We start from the raw sequence: 22,287 nt of genomic DNA on the forward strand, positions 1-22,287 counted from the left end.
TTTTACCGGAAGATTGGCGGGAAGCCGGATTCATAATTAATCAGTGAGAGCTCCTTCAGCCCTGTCAGGTTACCGAGATCCGCAAGAACCGCAGGACTGTTGCCGGCGCTCACATCTAGCACGTTCACAGACAACTGTTCAAGTTTGGAAATACCACTCAGCACCGGGTGTGCTATAAAAGCATTCAGCAAGGTCAGACTACACAAGGACGGGCTTTTCTTTATCCATTTGGGACACTCGGCAATGAATGTATTCCGCAACTCTAGATGTTGCAAAGCAGACAATGCAGCCAGTTCATCCAACCCCTTGAGCGGGACTTTTTTCTGTTGGTTGTCCATGACGGTAATACTCAGCGAAATTAAGCCGGAGAGATCCTTTACGAAAGAAGGAATGATGTCGCCGGATGCCAAAGTCAACTTCAAGTCTCTTAAATTTTTCATATCACGGACGCTGGCGGTAATTTCCTCCATATTATCTTTAGACGTGATCTCCAGGCGCACCAAATGGGTGAAATCGGTAGAGAAGCTACTAGTATAATTGTAAAAGCCATAGTAGCGATAGTCTTCAGCCGTGGTAGAAGAATTTAATTTCCGTATCACAGTCAAGTCCTTATAGTCCGGCTCCTTTTCCAACGGATTACAAGAAGGAAGATAACTATATGTAAGGGTATCCGAGATTAATTCGCATACCCGAAATCCCTCAACCATTTTCCCAAGCTTCTTCCGGTATCCTTCAATGAGAGTTTCCGGATCCTGTACAAATACGCCCCACAGCTTATACACACCGAACCGAGGCGTTTCCACGCTACCCCCTATAACCCTAACGCTTTCACCGGGTTTCAGTTTGACAAGTCCTTTCTTTTGTGGACTTTCCGAGACCATGGGCGGTGAATTGGAAACGGGCGGTTTCACCACCCCATTCTGCGACACAAACCATAGGCTTTATAGCCGCCCCAATAGGGTTCCGTGTCATAAGGAACGATAACTGTAACCTCCTGGTCCGATACATTCTTAACGGAAAATTCAAAATGCTTAGTATCTCTGACTCCTGCTTTTTCATCTTTCGGTACCAGTTTAAGTTCCAAAGGAGCACTTTGGCAACATATATCACCACAATAAGCCACCGCAAGAGTCAAGGTGATAAAAAAACGAAAAAGCAGAGCAGAATATACAAAAAACTGTTTCATTATTTCTAAGCTTTATTTGTGTTTACCGTATTATTCTACTTGTTTTTTGCCAGAGAGTGCTTCAAAGGTCGCCAACACTTCCGATCCATGTTTCAACGTCAACCGATCGGCTTCTAGTTCATAGCCATCGGCAGATGCAAAAACTTTTAAAACAGCATTCTCCACATCCATTCCTTGCATACAGTATTTTTTTGTGGAAATCATTCTTTCAAATTTTATGGTCTTTTTATCAACTGTCACCATACCGTTGTAATTGTTGCATCCGCTAACGCCGGATACTTTATCCCCGACTATTTTCATTGTGACCGGAAAGCCGTCTGTCGGTACAAGTTCCTTGTCACTTACAACGTTTTTCACGGAAATCAGGCTCCATTCAGCAGTTTCGATGCTTGCCTGCTTCTCGTACTGTTTCACCGTTGAGCATGAGCATATCAATGTAACGGTGATCATGCCTGAAATAAATAAAATTTTCTTCATTGTTTTAATTTGTTTATTTAGTTAATCAATAAATATGGAAAATAAAAAAGCTGACGAACGTGTCCCGGCACCCTCCGGCGAATAAATCTCTATCCGAATGTCGTACAGATTGTTCCGTACGGGTAAGGGAAGTCCGGTGTTTACAGCATAATCCTTTACCTCCCCCCCCAGTTCGGTATAGATATGTATGTGCGGGGCCGAAGATGACTCGTATATATAGGCTACGCTTTCAAACTCTTGTGCATTCGCTTGTGCAAAAGCGATACGGGGATATGAGACCATATCGATGGACGTGAAAGCAGGAATATAGCCCTGAACATAGGATGTATATGGTGCTGCGTTTTCAATGGTATATGCGTTTCCCCCACCCACCCACGAAGTGTCAGTAAAAGCCAGAGTGATCCGTAATTTGGCACAAGTGCGTTTGAGCATGACGAGCGCCGAACTTCTGACCGAGGTTGCCTCCAGATTCATATCATTCGATTCACCATACATAGGTAATCCCTCTGCAATAGACAGGCCGGCAACTGCAGTAGCCTGTGGTGTCCGCAACGCCTTGAGCCCGGAAAGATTTGCGACGGCATTCAGGGCGGCAATATCCCCACAATTGGCTACCACATATACATCCTTCCTGCCTGATTTGGAAGGATTCAGCGGCAAGGCCACCTGCTTGTAGTTCATGGCCGTTGCAGGATCTACGGACGAAAAAGCTTGATGGACAAACCGGTCGGTAATGAGATTTGAACCCACTTCGGTCAAGAATATGCTGAGATTCCTGATTTCGTATTCTTCGGCCAAGTCGTCTTCACTTGTTCCCGCCCGGGTAATCTCCTCCGGCGTAAATCTGATGTAGACCGTTTCATGTCCTTCAGCCGGATTACCGTCGTCATCCTTGCAGCAAATAAAAATTACGACTGCCAGAAATAATATCAGATACTTCTTCATAGGAAAAACTGTTTATTCCACGCTCCTCACGCAGCGTGTAACCGTGGAGGAGAAGCTGTAACGTTGAAACTCCTGGTACAATACCCGATCATAATTGTCCGGATCGCTATAGTTCAGGTAACCGCTGTACCAGTAACCCTTCACTTGATGCACAACCTCCATGGGGTACCAGTCTTCTATGCCTGTGAACGGAGGAGCAGGATAAGGCCATCCATTAGGAAACTGACGCGTGGTCACCACAATATCACCCGGGGTGAAAAACTGGTCAAGAATTCCCAGTTTAACTCCTCCGGACGTATCCCCTCCGTATATTTCCGAAGGTTCATAGCCCGACAAGTCTGTGCCCGTAAGTTTCTCCAGAAGTTCCTGTGCCTGTCGGCGGAAAGCCACCGGATATAGAGACAAACCGGAATTGATTCCTTGCCATGTATTGGATTGCCAAATGCGGTAAGTCTGGTCGAAAAGGGATAAAAAAGACATCATCTCGCAGGATTCTATAATCCTCCATTCTTTCCCGTATTTCTTTTCACAATAGTATGGGGTCTTTCCCTTGATTATATTCGGTCCCTGAACATTCGGATCCCACCAGTTGACCACATCCCCGTAAGCGCCTTGAAGACCTTGTTGCAAATATTCATTGCTGGAACGTATCTCGATCTTTCCACAGGATGTGGGAACCACCACGCTTGAATCTGTAGGCAGTATAGGAGGAATCACTATTCCCTGACCCGGATCCTGAAACATATAGGTATAGGAAGATTTAGTCCATGGTTCCACTCCCGTTTTTAGAAATATATCACCTTGACTATCTATATAAGCATTGATCATGTAATGGTAGTTCCTCACCACACTGCTATCCGACAGAAGGGGCATATTTCGCCTCTGATCAGTGAGCCCAACTCTTGCTTGGTCCGTCAGTATTGGGAATGACCGATTGTTGATGCATAATTCGGTATAAACCGTCCCCCCCTTTTTATTCAGAAACTCTGGAACATAGAAAGTAATCGTACCAATAGAATCATTACTGTAATTGAGTCCGGAAGGATTTACATTATTTGACGTGGAAACGGGACCGGTATAATAACGGTCGACTGCCGGTACGGAACTGTTTGCCGCAGTGTTGCGTGCCTGCACCGAAAGAATATATTTTTCTGCAGGAATAGTACTTCCTGCAGTCTTTTTCCTGAAAACAACTTCTACTTTAGCCAGCGACCGGATTAGTTCCACTTCTGCTGTAGGAAGTAAAAGCAGCTGCGGATCATCCTGTGTTCCACCCGAAAAGACTCGGATTCCTTTATAGCTGGCGGACATCAAAAATCGCCCTAGAACTGTGGAGGCATCCGGATGAAAGTCTGGATCATATTGCAAAGCATTAAGAATAGGATCGCTTTGTAGCTGTATTGCTTGGCTCACTGCTGCCAGTGCAGATGTCAACCCTGGATAGACGGACTCATTAGCGATAAAATGGAAATCGTATATTCCAGGGGGGAACTTGACGGCTTCACACTTTTGACTTAATCCATTGGGAAAGTTTAGCATAGCGTTGTAAACGACACCTCCCTTTACATCAAATGCCATCATCCGAACCTCAGTAACCCGGTCTTCACCTCTAAGCACATCTTCATTAATCCCAGTGGAAGAAGTCCTTAGTTGTAAATTGATGTACCCGCCACTATCGGTAGCTTCAGATTCCTTATTCCGATCACAGCTAGCCAATAGGATTATCCAAGCATATGTCAGAAAATATATTGCAGTTCTCAACTGTTCCATATTTTTTTTTATAAATCGGTTGAATAACTATGCACTAACCAATTATTTACCCAAATTTTCATTATCATATAGGTACCACACTTACACTGGTCAGCCAGGGTAAAACGGATTACATAATCGTGGTCACATTCAGGATTTATTTCTGGATTCTTCAATAGGAGGTACCCAGTAAATCACCACGATACAGTTCTCTACCCTCTTGCTTATCTTTAATGACTAGCGAAGTATGGTAGCCAGGTATCAATTTCAATATGGTAAATTCTGCTTGTAGAACACCGTCATCGTCAAAGGCAGGTGATGAACCGTATATCGTTTCTCCACCTGCGCCTATGAAACCTCCAACATTCATCGCTCCATTGGCAGACTCAATCGTGATCTCATAATCATCCTGACGTGCAAGTCCCTCCACCTCTACTTTCACTCGGTTTGTAACCTCCTGCAGATTGACGTAAGCCGTTTCGAAGACAGAACCGTATTCCGATGGATCCGGCAGGTATACTGCCGGGCTTTCACCGAAATAGATTCTTTTCCCCGTTAAGATAGCAGTTGTTTGGGTAGCCTGTTGCAACCTGAACAATAAGTCTCCTTTGGTGGTAATATATGGTACAGGAGTCTCGAGACTGATATTGGTATTGTCCATCCCTCCCCATATCACTACAGTAAAAAGTCCGTTTTCAGCACTTAATGCCTTCACATGCTGCTGCTCTATTTCCGTAGTACCAGCTTTACAATAAGAAACCAATGTACCGGAACGGTCAAAAACATAGAGTTCTAACCCGTTGGGTTGTGGGCGCAACGTGTCAGGACTACACGGAGCTTGGAATAAAAACGCACATGGATGCCTTGCGGGCAGTCGTCTGTATTGTCATAAATACAACTACCGATCCCACAGAGCAGGAAAAATACGGAGAATAATCGAACAACCGGGAGTATCTTCCGTTCATAATTTGGCTTTTGTCCGCTATCTTTCATCCACTGCATGTCCGTATATTCAATTTATTATAAATCAATATCGTATGTGTGCACATGCCAGTTCAATACCGTAATGTCAACAGACATATAAGTATCTGTTGTACTTAATGGGTCGGTTGGTTTGATCGGATTTTCAGGTTCTGGTCCTGTTGGTCTTGGATTGGGATTAGAAGGACCTCTCGGAACGAGTGGATTCCAATTCACGCCGATACTTTTAAAAGAATTAATGTTCACGTGATAGATATTATTCCGGACTACGGGAGAATTGATGGGCTTCTGTATATTATCAGGATTCAACCAGATGAAGTATAATACTTTTCCGTTTGTATAAGTGGCTACAGGTTGGTTTTGTATACCAATATTGTAATCCTGTGCGTTTTCTATACTGGAATATATCTTCCCATCCGTACCCCCTATATAGAAAGTTCCGTCGGTCAAGGTACCGCCATCCGCTATCTGGGCGGGATCAGGAGTGAAGACAGCTCGTATCAGGATGTATGCAGTGTTTCCTTTTCTGTACATAGTGGAAGAGAGATCCGCAGCACTCTTGTGCGTGCTTTCCAACAGGAACTTACCTGGAAGGGTGATCTGGCTTCCATTGCTTGGCTTGGCCGGTACGGCATCCGTCAGGTTGGACAAATCGGAATAATCATAATATTTGCTTGCGGTCGTTGTGTAAAGTACTTCGGGGCCCGGTACATAATCGTATCCCCATGTCTTAGTCGTTCCATTCGTATTGGTTTGTGGAAACAGATATACAGCATTTGCCCCTTGGGCCACGGAATATGTAACGTCTGAAATAAGTCCCAGTTTCACTCCGTTCGTGTTTGTCACATCGACAGGAGCAGAGCTTGTGACAATGGCACGTGACGGTATCCTAGTCACATCAAGGGTCACCAAATTTTTCCCGTTGGATGTCACTTCCTGAGCAGTCACTCCATCTTCAATGGAAAAGACTTCACTGCTACCGCTTAATGTCAGGACATCGGCATATATTGCCACCCCATTCGAAGTAGTCGTTGATTTACCGTAATCGACCTGTGCTATTTGAGACAAAGGAAGAGAGGTTGACAAAGAATAGAGGTAATCAACCGAAGGAGCCGATGGTAACAACGCCTCGGGACTGTTAATGATAACAATCATTCGTTTATTTCCAGGTGTGGTTTTAAATGGCGTAGTAATCCTTATTGCATCACTGCCGTCAGCATTAGAACTAAAACTGTATTCGCCGGAGGTAAACCTACGGTTTTCCAGCAGGTTGTTGCCGTCTGAGGAGAGAAGGTAGATATCCAGTGTTTTAATTTCTGTAACACCGGAATATTCGCCGACCGAATTATAGTCCTGATCTTCAACTGCCCTTGTCCTTATCTGTGCGGGAAGAGACAGAGTTATACCCATATAAGTTATACCTTGTGCGGTTTCTTCCAACGACGAATTGTCGTTATCACTGCAAGCGCTTATCCCGAGTATCAAGGAGAGCGTGATCAAAAAATGGCATACATTCTGTTTCATAACTAAAAAAGTTAAATTGGTTACTGCATTATAATTCATTTTATTGTTTATCCAAAACTCCGGTATCGTATAGCTGATTCGATATGGCAAATACGTAGAGTTGGATGGATCTCGCATAACAAGTTAAGTATAGGCCTTCCGCCTTCATATTGCCTGATGAGTTTTTGGCGTACGGCATTATTTACATAGGCATGTGTAAACGAGAAAAAAGTACCGTTAAGATTAGTATATTCCTTTTCTGAGCCGTCGCCCCAATCAACAAGGATACTTTTCGCCGTGGCTCGGAGTGACACGTTGCTATAAGTAGGCGTACACGTAAATTCTAAAATTTCGTGCGGTTCGGAAATTGCTGCTGCTTGAATGGTTACGGTTTCGGTAAGCGTGCCGCCCTTAACGGTGATTGTCGCCTCGCGCGCTGTCGTGGTGTTTTCCTCGACGGAAACGACAATTGTACAGTTACCTGTGTCAGAGGTAGGGTTAAGGGTGAACCATGCGGCATCCTCAGTAGCAACCCATGCGATGTTACTTGTTACAGTAATAGAGTAGTTTTCATCGGCATTTTCAACCAAGACTACCGATAATTCGGGAGAAAGTTCGTCTTTCGCGCAACCACCCCACAGTATCGTCACTACAAGTATCAGGATAGAAATGTTTCTCATAATCATATCTTTATTAGTATTAAAATTATCCACATAACGCTCGTTAAATAGTCATCCCTCAAACGCAGAAAACAGTCAGACCCTCTTTTTTATATTACTGATATTCAATACATTTACAAAGATATAGAAAGACACAGCTTGAATATACTTAATTTCATGCAACAATTCTATTCCAGAATACTAACAACAGGGACAGTTTTATAGCCCCGCTCTGTTTCATATTTATATATTCCAATTTGCCTCGCACGCTTACCTAGTGGAATTTCAATTATTTCATCATCATAATATAATCTCCCATCATTATTAACAAATAGCACAACAGGACCAAGAAAAAGAGAATAATCGCCTTCTCTATTTTTCCTTTCGCCACTAGCGAGTGTAACTCCAAAATCTATTACTTGAAAAACCTTAAATCGGTTCCCTTCAATATAATCTCCCGGCTCATCAAACATAGTAATTCCATTGTAGAATGACTTCGCTAAGAATAAATAAATCAAAACGGTCAAAACAATGCCTGTTATTACAACTGCAATGTGTATCCATTTTTCTTTCATTTCCAACATTTTTGTATATTTGTATAATATTAAAAGACCGTACCTAAAACATAATAATAGACAAAGGTACATCCTACAAAGAGGAATTTATTGCAAACATAGACCGGACAGATGAAATATTGCGCTAATATCGTATAATTACGACCTGTGCAATCGTCAAAGAGAGAGATACTTGAATTCTTATTGCTAATGTAGGGTAGAGGACGTTATTCAAAGTATAAAAGGCTTCTATCCTCACGAACCGAAGCCTACCTGTTACTCCTCTACATGCTTATGAAAAATTGCTCCTTAGTTTTTTAAAAGAGAGACTCACCGAGACATCCTTTTACGAATGAATGATTATGAAACTAAATCGGAAATGTTGTCCGTGTACAAAAGGTATTCTATCCTTTCACCTAGTGTATTCAATACTTCAGAAGCAATACCTATCCACCCTTCCCCTACAGAAGCTTGAAACAGTTTAGCTAATCCCCACAGGGAGGGAGCTAGGTCTGGCATGAGATTTGTACCTACCCTATGCAAGGCTCGTCCAAAAATGTGTCTTTCATATCAAAAATAATCATATGTATAGTTTGCTTACTTGTAAACTTCCGAGCCATTCTTATCTTAAAGCTAGCGGTCTAAAATTTATAGGTAGCACCTAAGGAAATGTTCATATTCTTGGCTTTCACATCATCCATCACATTTATCAACCTTGTTGATATTCAAGTCCTATTATGAACTTACCGAAATCTAGCCCTACTCCCAGACCAACTCCGGCATCCAGACGGTTAAGACCTCCATCTCCGAAAGTATTGGAACTTACAGTTATCCCACCTTCACTCATCTTATTTTTTCCAAACAGACCATAGGCTACATAGGGTCCGGCATTGGCTACTAAACTAAATTTGTCCGACAGAGCCCAATGCCCCGCTACGTAAACCGGTAGTTCCAGATATGCGGCAGTAAGTGTTTGGTCACTATCACCAAAATCGAATTTCGCCCCTTTGGCAGAAAGTAATAAGGAGGGCTGCAGAGACCATGTTTCATTAAAAGCATAGTCCAAACCCACACCCATACGATAACCAAGTTTAAACTTGGCATCTCCAGTATCTTTTCCCGTAAAATTACTCAGATTCAATCCAACTTTTGCATTCCAAGTTACTTGAGCAGAAGCCATAACAGTCAATAAAGTAAAAAAAATAAAAACTAATTTGCGTTTCATACTACATACATTTTTTTATTGTTTAATAATTTCACTGCAATAATAGTCGATTTAACAAATTTCGCAGTGAATTATTGTACAATAGAAGGAGAGTATTATCGTAAATTTTACGTTTATCCGCATGTACGATCTGACAATGTACAGAATATAAGATTATTAGAAGAGATATAACACTAAAAAAAACGCTTCCCATAGAAGCCTACCCGCGCATGATACCCCACCGAATTAATCTGAAAACACCGCATCCTCCATGTAAAGTTAATAAGATATGCGAATCAGTAGTTGACCTCTGATTCTGTTGTTTTAAAAAATTAGATAAATAAATGCGATGGCTATTTTCCCCATCGTATGTATTAAAAGTCCAGGTGTTGACCTGATTTTGATCGCTCTTTGAATATTTGTTTTCTCATTAATCCAGTTGAATAATGACTCTATGGGTTGTCTGATTTTGGATACTGCGGTTGAGAACAGGTCTCTGGCTGCTTTTTCTCTTTGGGTAATTACAGGCTCTTCGCCTTTGATTGCTTTGACTGGAGTTAGCATACATACTCCTTGGTTCTTCTGTTTCTCTGTCCAATATGGAAAATCTGAGTAGATTTTGTCTGCAAAGATATTCCTACCCGTTAGGCTATCTACTACTTCTGTTTTGAGTACGGTCAAATCGTTTTGGTCCGCAGATGATAGCATTAGCATTTCAGGGAATGGTAGTGTTCCTTTTCTTCTAAAAGCTAACGCATGGAGTTTGAGTCCAAAGTAATACATGTTCTTTGTAGAGCAGTATCCTTTGGTGGCAATCTCAGTTAGCCACTTTCCCTGTTTTATTCTTCCCTGCACAAGTGATAATGGGCATAGAATCAATAATGGATGTCGTAGTATCACAATCAGCTGGTTTAAAGGAGGTAATAAGGTGCTCTACAAGGTGGCTAATGGCTTCGCTCATCAGGTTCAATCGATAATTGAACGTCTGATAAGAAGGCAGTTTAGGAAACCATGAGAGCAAATATTCCTGTGTGAACGTATGTATCTCTTTGATACTGAAGTATCGCTGATAGGCTCCGCAAAATAGATAAGCAGTAAGCAGTTCCTGATCCGTAAAGGTTGGATTTGCATTATTACTGAATCTCTGGCAGTAGAACTTCAGTGAAGACTCGTAAATATCGCAGATATACATATATATTTTTATAAGTTTTAATTCTTTCTCCTTGGGAATCATAATTAGAAAAATGAATGGTTTTATTCTTCTAATATACTGATTTTCAAGGAGATGTGGAAATGTTTCGATGAGATAATTAACTGAGTAACAACATTTTAACGAACTGATTCAGCATGTGATTTCAACTACTGATTCGCATAAGATATAACTTCACGCCCTCTTATGGATTCTCTGTTCCGAACTGATAAAACTACGGTAGCCAGCATAAGTGCTGAACCCCACTTTCAGTACCAGTTCCTTTTCGCTGAAGTCGTGATATTCAGGATCAGCTTGCAAGCGTTTGAGTTCATTCAACCGCAACGTATTGATATACCGGCTGAAGTTCATGCCATACTCCTTATTGATAAAGGCCGACAGATAAGAGCGGTTAGTCATCAGTGGTAGGATGAGGTCGGTAATCTTTAATGCGAAATCTAGATAAGGCTTTTCTATACACATATAAGATTCAAAAGTATCCTTATCCAAACGACCGAACTTTGCTATTCTCCGTTCTTTAACACTAATTACAACATAATTGCCCACCAAGATATTGTAACACAATATGGAATATTGCAACATATACACCAGTCTCATAAACAACAGGAATGACGAGTCCATCACCTCCCGTTCGGAAAGATATAAAGTACTCACATGGGACAAAATGGGAAGCACTGCAAGAAAAAGGAATACTCTCAGCCATCGCAAAGAAGTGCGCGATTTGTCGGCTGAATATTCCACCACCGCTTTCCGATAGTTCAGAATCCGACGGACACATAACGCCACATAAAACATGGTATACAACTCGCGTATGCTCAAACGCTGACCGTACAGTATAGAAAACGCTTCATATCCCTCTTGTACAGCTCCCCTTGACACAGCTAAAGCAAGACGCACTTCATATGGCTGGGCAAGCGACCATAAGGCAAATAGTCCCGCCAATGCACATGGAAGTATATAATGGAATACAGAATAAGGTTTGGATGAACCTACACCCGTAATCAAATATAGCAGATGATAAAAGACCACCGGGGATAGCAACAAGCTGAATGAATACAGCAACGTTTCATATACGTAAGCCTCCGGAAAATAGAAGTACAACATTGGACTTAACCAATTGACAATCTGTATTATGTAATAAGCCATCATGATCCACAACAACTTTTTATCCTGAAGAGCCTCCCTGAGAGGGAACAGACGACAAAACAAAAGTAGAAAGAAGCAAACCAACGCCGTTAGCAATGGTTCCATGTAGCCCAATATACGCAAAATATCACTCATTTCCACTTTCTCCTTCCACCTTTTTACGTGCCTTCAAATAACCTTCATACGTTCCGAAACCAACTGTTGCCACAAGCTGGCGGATATTCTTTTTTTTATTCCTCGATAATGATTTCAAATAATCCAATTCTTTCAACCGACAGGAATTGACATATTGGCTAAAGTTCATCCCATATTCCCTGTTGATAAAGGCCGACAGATAAGTACGATTAGTTTGAAGCTGCCTCGCAAGTTCCGTTAGTGACAAATCTGGATCAAGATAGCATTTGTGTTTGAAAAAGAAGCGCTCGAATTTCTGACAAGTAAGTCCTCCCACTGCCTCTTTCCGGGAGTTCTTTCTCCTTATATTCATTTGTATCCTATGTTTATCATTGGCTTGTCCACTCGTTTTCAACCGATCAAAGATTCCCAATTTGATATAGTTCCCACTTTGAGCTAAATCCGTAGAATCACTTTCCATATATGCCATGCTATTTTCTTTCCCATTTGCCATTCTTTGCACTCTGTTTTTTCTGCCTATCTCTGCACTTTGATAAAAGAAATAAAAGTCTCTGCACACCACATGATACAGGAATAGCATGAGCAACAAAGAAATGGGAAGTGCGCTCATAACAAAAAAAGACAATCCTTCATGCAACAAGTTATTTCCTTTTCTGAGGAAAATTATAGAGTTGAAAAAACGAACCAGAATGATGGAAATCAACAACCACCGCCAGGCAACAGGCATCAGATAAACGCCTCGGTAAAACCGTTTTTCCTTATATTCCCTGAGAAGTAAAGCGAGGATCAGCCCGCAATATACCGCCGAAAAAGCCAAATGTAGCCGATGCATACCCAAAACCCCATCCATGCCCGTCACACTTTGTACAAACTCCGGTTGTCTGAACGGTGCCAGCAATAACGCGAGAATGAGAGGTAATATATAATGCCTCCAAGCCGACTTTTCAGCCCATCCATTTACCATCAGACGTATGTATGCATACATGGTTATCGGAAGACACAAGGTGGGAATACCATGAAGGGAGGGAAATTCCGCAAAGAAACTCGGATGAGAAAAATAAACAAACCTGCCTATCCATGTACCTATCAGTAAAAGCAAAAACAGTAGCAAACGCTTATGCATACGCCTTCCAAGGCTATCTATGCTATTACTCCACGCAAGCCCCACGATTACACACCCCACCATCGCCACAAAGATAGGCAAACTGAGCAGGAAAATCTTAACGAAAGTAACTAAGTCTATCTGCATGGTGCAAATATAATAAAAGAACTGTAAAAGCAACGAACTCATGCCATAAACGTTGAAGATTTATTATTAACTATTGTGAATTTTGTACCTGCCAGTTTATACAATCTGAGAACGTACTAAATATAAGATTATTCTCTTTCGCTAACTCCACCCACCATCGTCTTCCACCAGTGTATAGCACATGCTATTAAAATGGGCTATAATTCAATTTTCAAGCGGAAAATCTAGACACAGTATCAGCATCTGAGCAATATTATCTATAGAGAATTATTTATATAATTTTCGAAACATTGTATAGACTAAATTATTTGATATCCATTTTATACTTCAAGACCGTCCGGCTTGTTACCGCCTTGATTAAAACACATCATCCGCCCTCACGGGTAGGATGATGCCTAAACATATTTATAAAATGTAGTACATCTTATAAAATATAGTCCGGAAGAGCATCATTTATGTATAAGGATTGTACGTTTTTCTCTTGTATTACTCTTCCTCGCTTTCTTCATTGATTCACTATCTTCTGAGTTTTTGCGTGTAACTCTTACAAGGGGGTTAACCCTCCGCTATTGATACCGTTGTATTCCGCTTGGTGTATTGCCCAAAACATCATATTGGCAAAAATATGTGCGTTACGTGCGGTACCATTCGCCCAACCACTATAAGCTTGAGGATAATTATTCGAATCTGTGTGGAATGGAGTGATGGTTGCGCTATTTACACCGGAAGAAATAAAGCCTCCGTCACCGACCCAAATAATATTTTTCTTCTTGTACATACACATGGTAACCCAATTGTTACGCGAGCTGAGAACATCAAAAAGACTTTCTGAACCACTCTTTATTCGTATACCACCGCATAGTGAAGCGTCATACCCCCACTGCATATTTGAGCAATCTTCAAAAGGACGCAGTCCATTAATCATCCCCGTTACAATAGGATTGGTGGAACCAGTAGGCAGTCGGTCGCTTTGACCGGCAGCGCCTAAACTGATATTCGTCGCATCATTAAGATTGTCATCGAAAATAGCCTGATAGGTGTCCCAATTGTTGTCGGGATATTCGTCGAATGCGATAATCACCCCGCCACGATTGGCATAACTCCTCAAAGCAGCCCTAAAATTACTGTTGTTCAAGCCTAATGCATGCCCAATAATCAGAATATCAGGTGGTGTTGTACTGTTTAAGCGACTCGTTACATTACCAATGCTATTATCGTTACCAACGATGTCGAAACCGCCATCAATGAACTCGTAATTTATTGCCTGTACGGGTACCCGTCCTGTAGCGCTGAAATTACGCACTTCTTTAAGGAATGCATTCGACCGTGCTTGTCAGCAGCATAGCCATACGTAGCATTAAAGTTACAAGTCCCCAAAATACTCATTGACTTGTAGCCAATCATAACATTCACCCCACAACTTACTCCCGCCGTACTATTGCTGTTTATTATCAACTCAGCCACCCCTGTAGGTGTTATTTTATTTGCAGGGTCGGCATAGAGCGTTACTTCCATGGAACCATCTTCACTAATGGTAAATTCCCCTGTACCGCTGAAATGTAAGCCGTGAGATGTATTGGTCTCAATAGCCCAGATTGCACCAACCATATCATCCACAATGCCCGTCAGGGTGAGGGTAATATAATTCTTATCAGGGTCTGGATTGGAATCAAGCATATATGAGCCGTGAACTTTTACTGAACTACAGTTAATCCCATAGTCCATTCTCACTGAGGCCTGTTTAGCGGTGATATGTCCTTCTATGTCTCCTGCCGTGAATTTCAACTGCTTCATAAGGATGCTACCCGTGTAGTTGACAATGGCATGGAAAGTGAGTGTTCCGGTAATGACACCCCCCACAGGATCGGGGATGACCGGAGTAGCGGGATCCAACATGATGCTGGCAGGACCGGACTCCCAGTTGAATGCCAGCTTGTCCTTAGGCAGGTTGGTCGTATATTCCACGGTGACATCGGTCTTGCCATTGGCATGCAAAGTCACTGTCCGTTGGGAAACTTTAAAATAGTAATTTCCGGACACCCACACGTTGGATACTGTTTCATCCCACGGCGTTACCACATAGGAAATATCAGAAGATGCTGCATTTTCCGCTTCTTCGGGCGTAGGCATTCCACTTCCCGTAACGGCAGTCACGCTAAACACATAGTGATGGTTGCGAAGGATACTTTCCCTCGTTCCGTCCTTGTCGGCATCCACATCCATACGGTAGTAGCCTACATTCCCAGTCGCTAAATTTTTGATTCCTACAACGATGTTGGTGGCATCCGCGAAATCGATCAACGCATTTTCGGGCACATAAATCTCCCTCACGGATTTCTTTTCCATCTCAGTGCCATAATTTTGAGCGGTATAAACAAACCCGTTGTCACCGCTACCCACCGCAGCCGAGTGATTGGTTCCGGCGGTTGCCGGAACACTGGCGGCAGTCGCAACTTTGCCTGCTACGCTATAATTGGCTTCCACAGGGATAACATAAGCTTTGTCACGGCTACGGTAAAGGTGCACTGTTTGCAATTCATACCCCGCCAGACCCAGAAATACTTCCGAATTTTCCTGCTTGTCGAACATCAGCCCCACGTCGAAACGGGCAAGGGAACGCAACATATTTACCTTGCTCGAATTTTCAAAAGAAATAGATTCATTGATGACCTGTGCACCAACCTCTCCCCACATCGGTATGGGATCATAATCAGTGCTACCGTCCAAGGCAGCTTTCCAACGGTCGGTACAGTCAAACACCAACGCCTGCTGTAGCTCAGCTTTCGTTTTTCCATAATAGTTGTAGCCTATGTCGTTGCCTTTGTTGGCAATCACTACCAGACTATATTGCTCATTATCCACCGATTTTTGCAACTTCACAATCGCCGAGAACTCACCATTGGAACCCGATATATTTCCTACGATTTCCGCCTGATAGTCCAAGATTTCCCTATCAGCTGCCTCTTTCTTGAAAACAAGTACGGATGCATTCCGGATTTCCTCGTCCGCGGCAACCGGCATGGCACGGGTAGCCGAAGTTCCCGATGTATTGCCTGTGTTCAGAGCCAAGGTGATATATACACTTCCCCCCTTCCTGACCGACTCATGCTGATCGGTCATGCATCCGGTGAAGAGAAGCAACAACAGAACTGCCAATGCCAGACATGTAGCTGTCCTTATTTTAATTTTTTCGATAGACATTCTTTTCATATAATAAGTTTGTTTAGACTGTGCATTTATTTACTCCAACTTGAATAACTCTGTCCTTCCGTTTTATTGTTCATACCGTAGAATTCGGCATAGTCTATCGCCCAATACATTGCATTGGCGAATATCTTCGAGTTATCCGCAGAACCACTGTATCTTGTATTCGTGATAGGTCTTCCGCTACCATCTACCAGAAAGGCTCTATAATCGGTGAAATGCTTGTACGATTGCTTTGGCTGAGGAATCCTCCGTCACCTATGTAAAGAAGTCCATTACGACGGAACATGGTTACATCTCCCGAATTATAATCATTACTTCCTCTTGTATAGATGACGGAATTAAGGTCCGAGAAATTGGTGATACCCACTGTTGAGGAAGCGTCTTCACCCCAATTCGCGCCCCACAGGCTACCGAACGGACCTACCATGATAGGGTCGGTGTCTGTCGGTGTCTGCCCGCTTCCCGACACCATGGTAAGGGAAAAGTATACCCTGCGGAACCGACACTCGCAACTCCCAGATTTCCGACGCCGGTAACTACACGACACAATCGTGTCACATTGTTGGCGGCATGGTTGTTTCCGCTTGCATGGTCGTTCAGCATAATTATCACCCCTCCATTCGTAATGTATTCGTTCAGTGAATTGGCAGCACTAGCAGACAACTCGAAATCAAATCCGAGCAATACGATATCCGGCTGAGGATAGTTGGAGAGCGCCTGCATAAAGTCATCCCCCGATTCAATGGTCCATCCTACGTTCGATACGCGCGCCCATGATCTGTCCACCCGTTCTATGGGTATCGTGCCCGATAGGCCAAAGTTGGAACCACTTTTCATGAAAGCATTGCTTCCCCCACTATTGGTACTATATCCATACATATTCTGATAATAGGAGTAACACAGCATTTTTTTCGCCTTGTATCCGCATAGCACACGGACATTCTCAATTATAGGCTGCGTGCCCGGAGTATCCAGCGATTCACCGTCACCTGTCAGTGTGAAGTAATTATAACCTCCGCTGTTCGGAGTTCCCGTAGCCGGTAGCGTGACGTGAAAATAACGGAAAGCACCATTATCCGTGTAAGACGTACTATTGAAACGTCCAGTGGTTTCCGCGAAAGAGTAGCCGTTCACTGTGCTGCTCTTGATGGTATATGTTGCAGTCGAGTTCTGCAAATCGTCACTCTTGTTTGTCTCCAAATCAAGAGTAATGTAGTGCACGCCGCCAATGAGCGGATAGGACTTCTGCGTACCTCCCAAGTTCATTTTAGGCAAATAGATGCCGTGCACGCTGAGGTTCTTGAAATTGAATTTCACACGCCCAATGTCCTGAGTGACTGTCACATTAAACTCATCAATAGGCGAAGGCATTACCCTAATAGTATGCATTATCGGATTTTCGGTTATATTGGTGCTTTCTGTGGTAAACGTAATGAAGCCCATAGTGGGAGAGCTTATATCAAAGTTGACACCACCTGCATCAGGAGTAACCCATGCAAGGTTTGAGGTTGAAAATGAAGGTATGTTTGTCTTGTAAGCCACTTTCGTGGTAGAACCGATCGTTCCTCCAAGCAGAATGTCTACTTTCTCTATCTCAAAGAAATAGCTACCGGATACATGTGTCAGGTTGTTGGCTATATCGTCAACTACCAGCGTCCATTGCGCATTCATAGGTTTATTGGCCAGAGCGGTTTCCGCATCGGCATACCCCTTTCCGGTAATGCTCTTGATATTAATGATATAGCGATGATTGCGGAGCAACGGCAGACGATCCGTAGTATTGTTGGTTGCCCGCAATTCAATGGGGTAATAAGTCACGACGTTATCATATTTGATACCTGCAACCAATACGACTGGATTGGAAGATGCCCCGTTGACAGTATTTTCCGCCAGATAAATCTCCCTTACGCACACGTCCCCGCTTACTTCAGCAGCCGAAGAATATGTAATGGCTTCGATATAAGTACCCGCTGTACCGGGGATACTCGGATCTGTTGCCACTCCGCTTACAAGATTGCTTGCAGCAGGAATGACATAACCGCTCGTACGACTTCTGTACAGTGTAATGTTCTCCAGAGAATAACCACTGATTCCTCCTGCCACTTCGAAACCGTTTAGCGTGGCGGTGAAATTCAGCCCGACATCAATACGCGCCATAGCACGCATCATTTCAACTGCCGGTGTCGTAAAATTGGCGGTAACCTCAAACTGCTCGGTCTCCCCCCACATGGGAATGCTTTTGGATGCCACATCCCATTTGCCCGAAGATGCGAAAGTAATCAGAGTCTGCACCTCCTCCTTGGTTTTGTCTTTCAGTGTTGCTTCATCAACCGTCGTATTGGCAACGAACATCAATCTGTATGTATCGGCAACCCCCAAAGACAGCTTCATCTTCACCCTGACTTTAGCCGAACCGTCTCCTGCAGGATCTACAACAGAGGTAGCGATGTAAGCGAATTTATCATCTTTGTCGAACACCAGCGTATTGACATTGAGTAACGCTTCTTCATTCTGGACGCTTGTTGCTCTCGTACTGACGTTTACTGCACCGGGAACGTCCAGCCTCCATTCCAGCATAGCTTCTTTGCCTGAAAAATTAGAACTCTCCCGTTCGTCTGTGCAAGAACCTACCAAAAAGGCAAGAATAAATACATAAGATATGATATGATATAGTTTCATTATTCGATCCTTTAAAATTTAGACATCTTGTTCTATCGTCACATCTGTCCAGTCTATAGTGGACAACTGTACCACATATTCGGCAAAATTGGTTTCAGGCAATACAGACAAATGTTCCAACCCGAAAGCCAGATTCTGGATTACATACGCTTTTCCGCCCTCAAAATGCATGACGGGACCGTTTGTATCTTGGTATCGGCGCACGGTAAGGAAAAGCGGACCAGTCAGTATTTCACCACTTCCCTCCACTTTAATATTGGATAACTTCAGGATAACATGCGGAACCACTCCTTGCTGCTCACCGTTTATTGTAGTTCCGGCGACAGATTGCCCCATCCCATTCTTATCGGATAGCGGGACGATGTAATATCCCCATACCCCTATTGTCGGGGCATAAGATGATTCCCCTATTCCATTTATCACATCATAAAATCCTGGCATGTAGTTGGAAGTGGGATTTCCCCAGGGAGATGTACTTCCTGTCAGATCACCTCCTCCATACGCAAGAGTTGCAGAAGTACCGGGTTTGGTGATTCTGTTCAGCCCCAAAGAAGTATAAGTATTGTTGATATATATAGCATCAAGGTCAAATTGAGTGATTGGTTTCTTTATAATGAGACCTGCCGGAGGATCTGCAGGATCTATTTTCACTATTTCCAAACGTGATATGACAGGTCTCATTTCTATCGTAACGTTAACTTTATCTCCTTCCTGATAGGCTGAGAAATCTACAACCTGAGTTCCGAATGTATTCACTTTTCTCGGATTGGTTCCATCTTGCGAACTCGCTTCGATCATTGTTTGTAATAAATCTGACTCCATAAGTTTCGATGACGATACAGTCGGCGAGGTACTACTTGCATCCGGATAGCCCAGTAAGATAACCTTATTAACGAAATTGGGTATATTTTTAAAAACAGCTATGCCATTTACCAAAGTTATTTGCTGTTTTACCACTATCACACCATCCTTGAGGAATCCCCCCCATATATGATCGATGAGCGGCTCGCTTCCTTCGGCAACAGGGCCTACCATACGGCTACTGCCCTTGACAGATACCGACAATGTGACATTTACGTTGCTATCTACCAATATTTCGTTATCGTCATTACAACCGTAAAAGACCATGCTTGTTATTGTCAGCAAAGCTACAATATGTAAAAATCGTTTTTCCATCTTTAATGTGTTACGGTTTAGTAATAGGTGAGACATTCACTTTATTCCAAGGCAGGGGATGAATGATTATTTCGACATCCGCGACATTCTTCTTCTTAATTTCAAAAGTGATATAGATGGTCAATTCCTTTTGCGGGATAATTTTGTATTGGGCATATCGGATGATGTACTCTTTCAAGATGATAGACTGAAGCGCTGAATCAGTTATCTGGTCGATAAGGCTGATGGTAACCGGATTATCGTTTCCCATACGATGGACTTTTGTACAGAATGTCAGTAAATCGCGCACTGCATCATATCCTTTAGAAGAGGGATAGAAAGTAAACTCTCCTGCGGGAACTGGATTCATGTTAAAGTCGTAAGTTTCGCAGTCCAGACGATCCATCCTGATATAGGGTATAGTCCCAGGAGCCGGTGTCACAGCCAGATTTTTGAGACCAAGTACTGAAATTTCAAAGTTAATGTGGCCCGGTTCAAAATGCACTATATATTTCACGGGACCTGTATTTTCTTTCAGTTCAAAACGCTCCTGTTGTGCATAGTATAAAGAGTCATCAGAATCAACATAATTTGTTATACTTCCCAGATCAGGATGATAAACTCTTCCCTGATTCCGGTTATTCCAACCATCTAGTTTTGTTTTTACATGAGCATTTCCCCAAAATACAGCGGTATATTCACCCAACGGCAATGTTACTTTCATACCCGGCATACCTTGTTGTCTGCGGAAAGCCTCAAGAGAATCTTTCTCTATTTGCCTGCTTTCAACCAATATTCCATCTGTACTATATATGCCTACGTTTACACGTTCTATCCGGTCTTGGAAAGAGGCACTATTATATGGATAATCGAAATACCACATGACTACTTCGCCACACTCAGACAAATTTTCGTTGATGCAACCTGTCATTAAGACCCAAAATAGCAAGAAGTAGTGGAATTTTGTTTTCTGCAATTTCATTATTTTTCGATATTTAAAAGCGAATATGCCAAAAGAATAAATCAAAAGAGACGAGACATCTCACACTACATTCTCCCGTCTCTTTGTTTTAGGCAAAAAGTCTCCTCTTTAGTTATAGATCGGAGTAACACCTACTTTAGTCCATGTGATAGGAGTAACCTTAATATCTGCATCAATCAAACTAGTGTTTGGAGCAGGACGAAGATCTGATTCACCGATTTCTAACGAACCGCTTACAGTTGAGAATACATAACCGGAAACTATACTGCTAACTTTCGTCGGAGTTCCGGCCTTGTCAAAGTTGAAACCATTTATGGTTACAAACCAAATTTTGGAAGGATCACCATAAACAGACTGCAACCCAGCATATAAATCTGGATCAGTAATTGCCAAAGCAGGATCAATAGTAACACCGTTAATTCTAAGAATCAAACGAGGAACTTCACTTCCGCTGGTTGTGCCCAAATCAAAGTTCTTAACATAAGGTGCAGCAAACGTATAATATCCCCATGCCTTGCCGACTGCAGGAGCTACTACACCAGCTGACGCATCCACGTTTACTTTATCTGCATCATAAAGTGCGCCGCCCCATGACGTAGCATAAGCTCCTGTTCCGTCTGTAGTATAATCACTCGGATTAGATGTAGGACTCTTCAGGTCATTCAACAAGTTCTTAGCGCCAACGATATCACCTTTCTGGTAGAAGTTATCAACAAAAACAGCATCAATATCAAAACTGATCAAATTATCTTTTGCCTTAACGTCAGTAATTTCAAAACGTGCAACAGTAGGAGCTACTACAATTTCAGCTTCATAAATATCGTTCCCTGTTGTTGCGGATGGGCCTCCTGTTTTTTTAGTCAATCCCCCCTCACCATAAAGGTTAACATCAGATGTCGATTTCTGAGATAGAGCATGAAGTTCAGAAGTTATATTAGCCCAGAAATCACCAACAGCAATGACTAAGGCAGTATGCCCTACTACGGCAACTTTCACGGTCTTGTCATCCAAATTTTCTAAAGTTATGCCAGCTGCAACTTCAGCCACTGTATAGAGATCACTTGCAGGGTCCGATATAGTACCCAATGTGAGTATTTTCGTAACTCTTCCCGCTCCTGTCAAGAACACAATCTTTCCCGAAGTAAATTCAATGCTTGCAGCATCACTAACAGGATCAGAAATAGTTCTCGTTGTAGGCTGTCCAATTTTAAGATAAACAGTCTTTTTGCCTGCAGAAACTTCCACCCCATCTTTTTCATCATTACT

Annotated in this window: 22 protein-coding genes; all 22 read right to left on the reverse strand. The window is 42.6% G+C overall.

Features of this window, described 5'->3' with window-relative positions:
* Positions 1–2 precede the first annotated feature (2 nt).
* Positions 3–929, reverse strand: a complete 927-nt coding sequence (locus JCM10512_RS10075) for a leucine-rich repeat domain-containing protein (protein ID WP_148298358.1) — start codon at positions 927–929, stop codon at positions 3–5.
* Positions 908–1,186: a hypothetical protein gene (locus tag JCM10512_RS10080; protein ID WP_044162673.1), complete on the reverse strand. Its 279-nt coding sequence runs from the start codon at positions 1,184–1,186 to the stop codon at positions 908–910. Before JCM10512_RS10080 ends, JCM10512_RS10075 begins: the two co-directional genes overlap by 22 nt.
* 30 nt (positions 1,187–1,216) lie before the next feature.
* Positions 1,217–1,663 carry an META domain-containing protein gene (locus tag JCM10512_RS10085; RefSeq protein ID WP_081741279.1) on the reverse strand — a complete coding sequence of 149 codons (447 nt, stop codon included), beginning with the start codon at positions 1,661–1,663 and terminating at the stop codon, positions 1,217–1,219.
* A gap of 21 nt (positions 1,664–1,684) precedes the next feature.
* Positions 1,685–2,608 carry a fimbrial protein gene (locus JCM10512_RS10090; protein WP_044162676.1) on the reverse strand — a complete coding sequence of 308 codons (924 nt, stop codon included), beginning with the start codon at positions 2,606–2,608 and terminating at the stop codon, positions 1,685–1,687.
* Between the two features lie 12 nt (positions 2,609–2,620).
* Positions 2,621–4,378, reverse strand: a complete 1,758-nt coding sequence (locus JCM10512_RS10095) for a hypothetical protein (protein WP_044162678.1) — start codon at positions 4,376–4,378, stop codon at positions 2,621–2,623.
* A gap of 151 nt (positions 4,379–4,529) precedes the next feature.
* On the reverse strand, positions 4,530–5,174 hold the full coding sequence (locus JCM10512_RS10100) for a FimB/Mfa2 family fimbrial subunit (RefSeq protein ID WP_044162680.1): 645 nt from the start codon (positions 5,172–5,174) through the stop codon (positions 4,530–4,532).
* A complete protein-coding gene (locus JCM10512_RS22765; RefSeq protein ID WP_158332204.1) occupies positions 5,150–5,359 on the reverse strand; it encodes a hypothetical protein in 210 nt (69 codons plus the stop codon). The genes JCM10512_RS10100 and JCM10512_RS22765 overlap by 25 nt, the downstream gene beginning before the upstream one ends.
* 18 nt (positions 5,360–5,377) lie before the next feature.
* Positions 5,378–6,862: an Mfa1 family fimbria major subunit gene (locus JCM10512_RS10105; protein WP_044162769.1), complete on the reverse strand. Its 1,485-nt coding sequence runs from the start codon at positions 6,860–6,862 to the stop codon at positions 5,378–5,380.
* Between the two features lie 47 nt (positions 6,863–6,909).
* Positions 6,910–7,491, reverse strand: coding sequence for a BACON domain-containing protein (locus JCM10512_RS10110; protein WP_158332205.1), 582 nt, complete (start codon positions 7,489–7,491; stop codon positions 6,910–6,912).
* 197 nt (positions 7,492–7,688) lie between these two features.
* Positions 7,689–8,075, reverse strand: coding sequence for a hypothetical protein (locus JCM10512_RS10115; protein ID WP_044162771.1), 387 nt, complete (start codon positions 8,073–8,075; stop codon positions 7,689–7,691).
* A 688-nt stretch (positions 8,076–8,763) separates the two neighbouring features.
* Positions 8,764–9,279 carry a porin family protein gene (locus tag JCM10512_RS10125; protein ID WP_052517176.1) on the reverse strand — a complete coding sequence of 172 codons (516 nt, stop codon included), beginning with the start codon at positions 9,277–9,279 and terminating at the stop codon, positions 8,764–8,766.
* Positions 9,280–9,582: 303 nt separating this feature from the next.
* A complete protein-coding gene (locus JCM10512_RS23810) occupies positions 9,583–10,041 on the reverse strand; it encodes a transposase (RefSeq protein WP_244437097.1) in 459 nt (152 codons plus the stop codon).
* 34 nt (positions 10,042–10,075) lie between these two features.
* Positions 10,076–10,450, reverse strand: coding sequence for a hypothetical protein (locus JCM10512_RS23815; RefSeq protein WP_244437098.1), 375 nt, complete (start codon positions 10,448–10,450; stop codon positions 10,076–10,078).
* A 192-nt stretch (positions 10,451–10,642) separates the two neighbouring features.
* Positions 10,643–11,749, reverse strand: coding sequence for a helix-turn-helix domain-containing protein (locus JCM10512_RS21360; protein WP_052517177.1), 1,107 nt, complete (start codon positions 11,747–11,749; stop codon positions 10,643–10,645).
* Positions 11,742–12,998, reverse strand: a complete 1,257-nt coding sequence (locus tag JCM10512_RS10140) for a helix-turn-helix domain-containing protein (RefSeq protein WP_148298361.1) — start codon at positions 12,996–12,998, stop codon at positions 11,742–11,744. The genes JCM10512_RS21360 and JCM10512_RS10140 overlap by 8 nt, the downstream gene beginning before the upstream one ends.
* A 544-nt stretch (positions 12,999–13,542) precedes the next feature.
* Entirely contained in the window at positions 13,543–14,301 is a 759-nt protein-coding gene (locus tag JCM10512_RS10145) for a hypothetical protein (RefSeq protein ID WP_044162688.1), read from the reverse strand.
* Complete coding sequence (locus JCM10512_RS10150) at positions 14,256–16,208, reverse strand: hypothetical protein (protein WP_148298362.1); 1,953 nt, start codon at positions 16,206–16,208, stop codon at positions 14,256–14,258. The genes JCM10512_RS10145 and JCM10512_RS10150 overlap by 46 nt, the downstream gene beginning before the upstream one ends.
* A gap of 184 nt (positions 16,209–16,392) precedes the next feature.
* Positions 16,393–16,632: a hypothetical protein gene (locus JCM10512_RS10155; protein ID WP_044162692.1), complete on the reverse strand. Its 240-nt coding sequence runs from the start codon at positions 16,630–16,632 to the stop codon at positions 16,393–16,395.
* Entirely contained in the window at positions 16,626–18,884 is a 2,259-nt protein-coding gene (locus JCM10512_RS10160) for a hypothetical protein (RefSeq protein WP_044162699.1), read from the reverse strand. Before JCM10512_RS10160 ends, JCM10512_RS10155 begins: the two co-directional genes overlap by 7 nt.
* Before the next feature lie 18 nt (positions 18,885–18,902).
* Positions 18,903–20,060 (reverse strand): hypothetical protein, encoded by a 1,158-nt coding sequence (locus tag JCM10512_RS10165; RefSeq protein WP_148298363.1) that lies wholly within the window; start codon positions 20,058–20,060, stop codon positions 18,903–18,905.
* Positions 20,061–20,070: 10 nt separating this feature from the next.
* Positions 20,071–21,021, reverse strand: a complete 951-nt coding sequence (locus JCM10512_RS10170) for a FimB/Mfa2 family fimbrial subunit (protein WP_044162703.1) — start codon at positions 21,019–21,021, stop codon at positions 20,071–20,073.
* Between the two features lie 108 nt (positions 21,022–21,129).
* The gene (locus tag JCM10512_RS10175) at positions 21,130–22,266 is read right to left on the reverse strand and encodes a hypothetical protein (RefSeq protein WP_044162705.1); all 1,137 of its coding nucleotides are present in this window, start codon (positions 22,264–22,266) and stop codon (positions 21,130–21,132) included.
* Positions 22,267–22,287: the final 21 nt, after the last annotated feature.

This window comes from Bacteroides reticulotermitis JCM 10512, assembly GCF_000517545.1.
In the GTDB taxonomy this organism is placed as follows: Bacteria; Bacteroidota; Bacteroidia; order Bacteroidales; family Bacteroidaceae; genus Bacteroides; species Bacteroides reticulotermitis.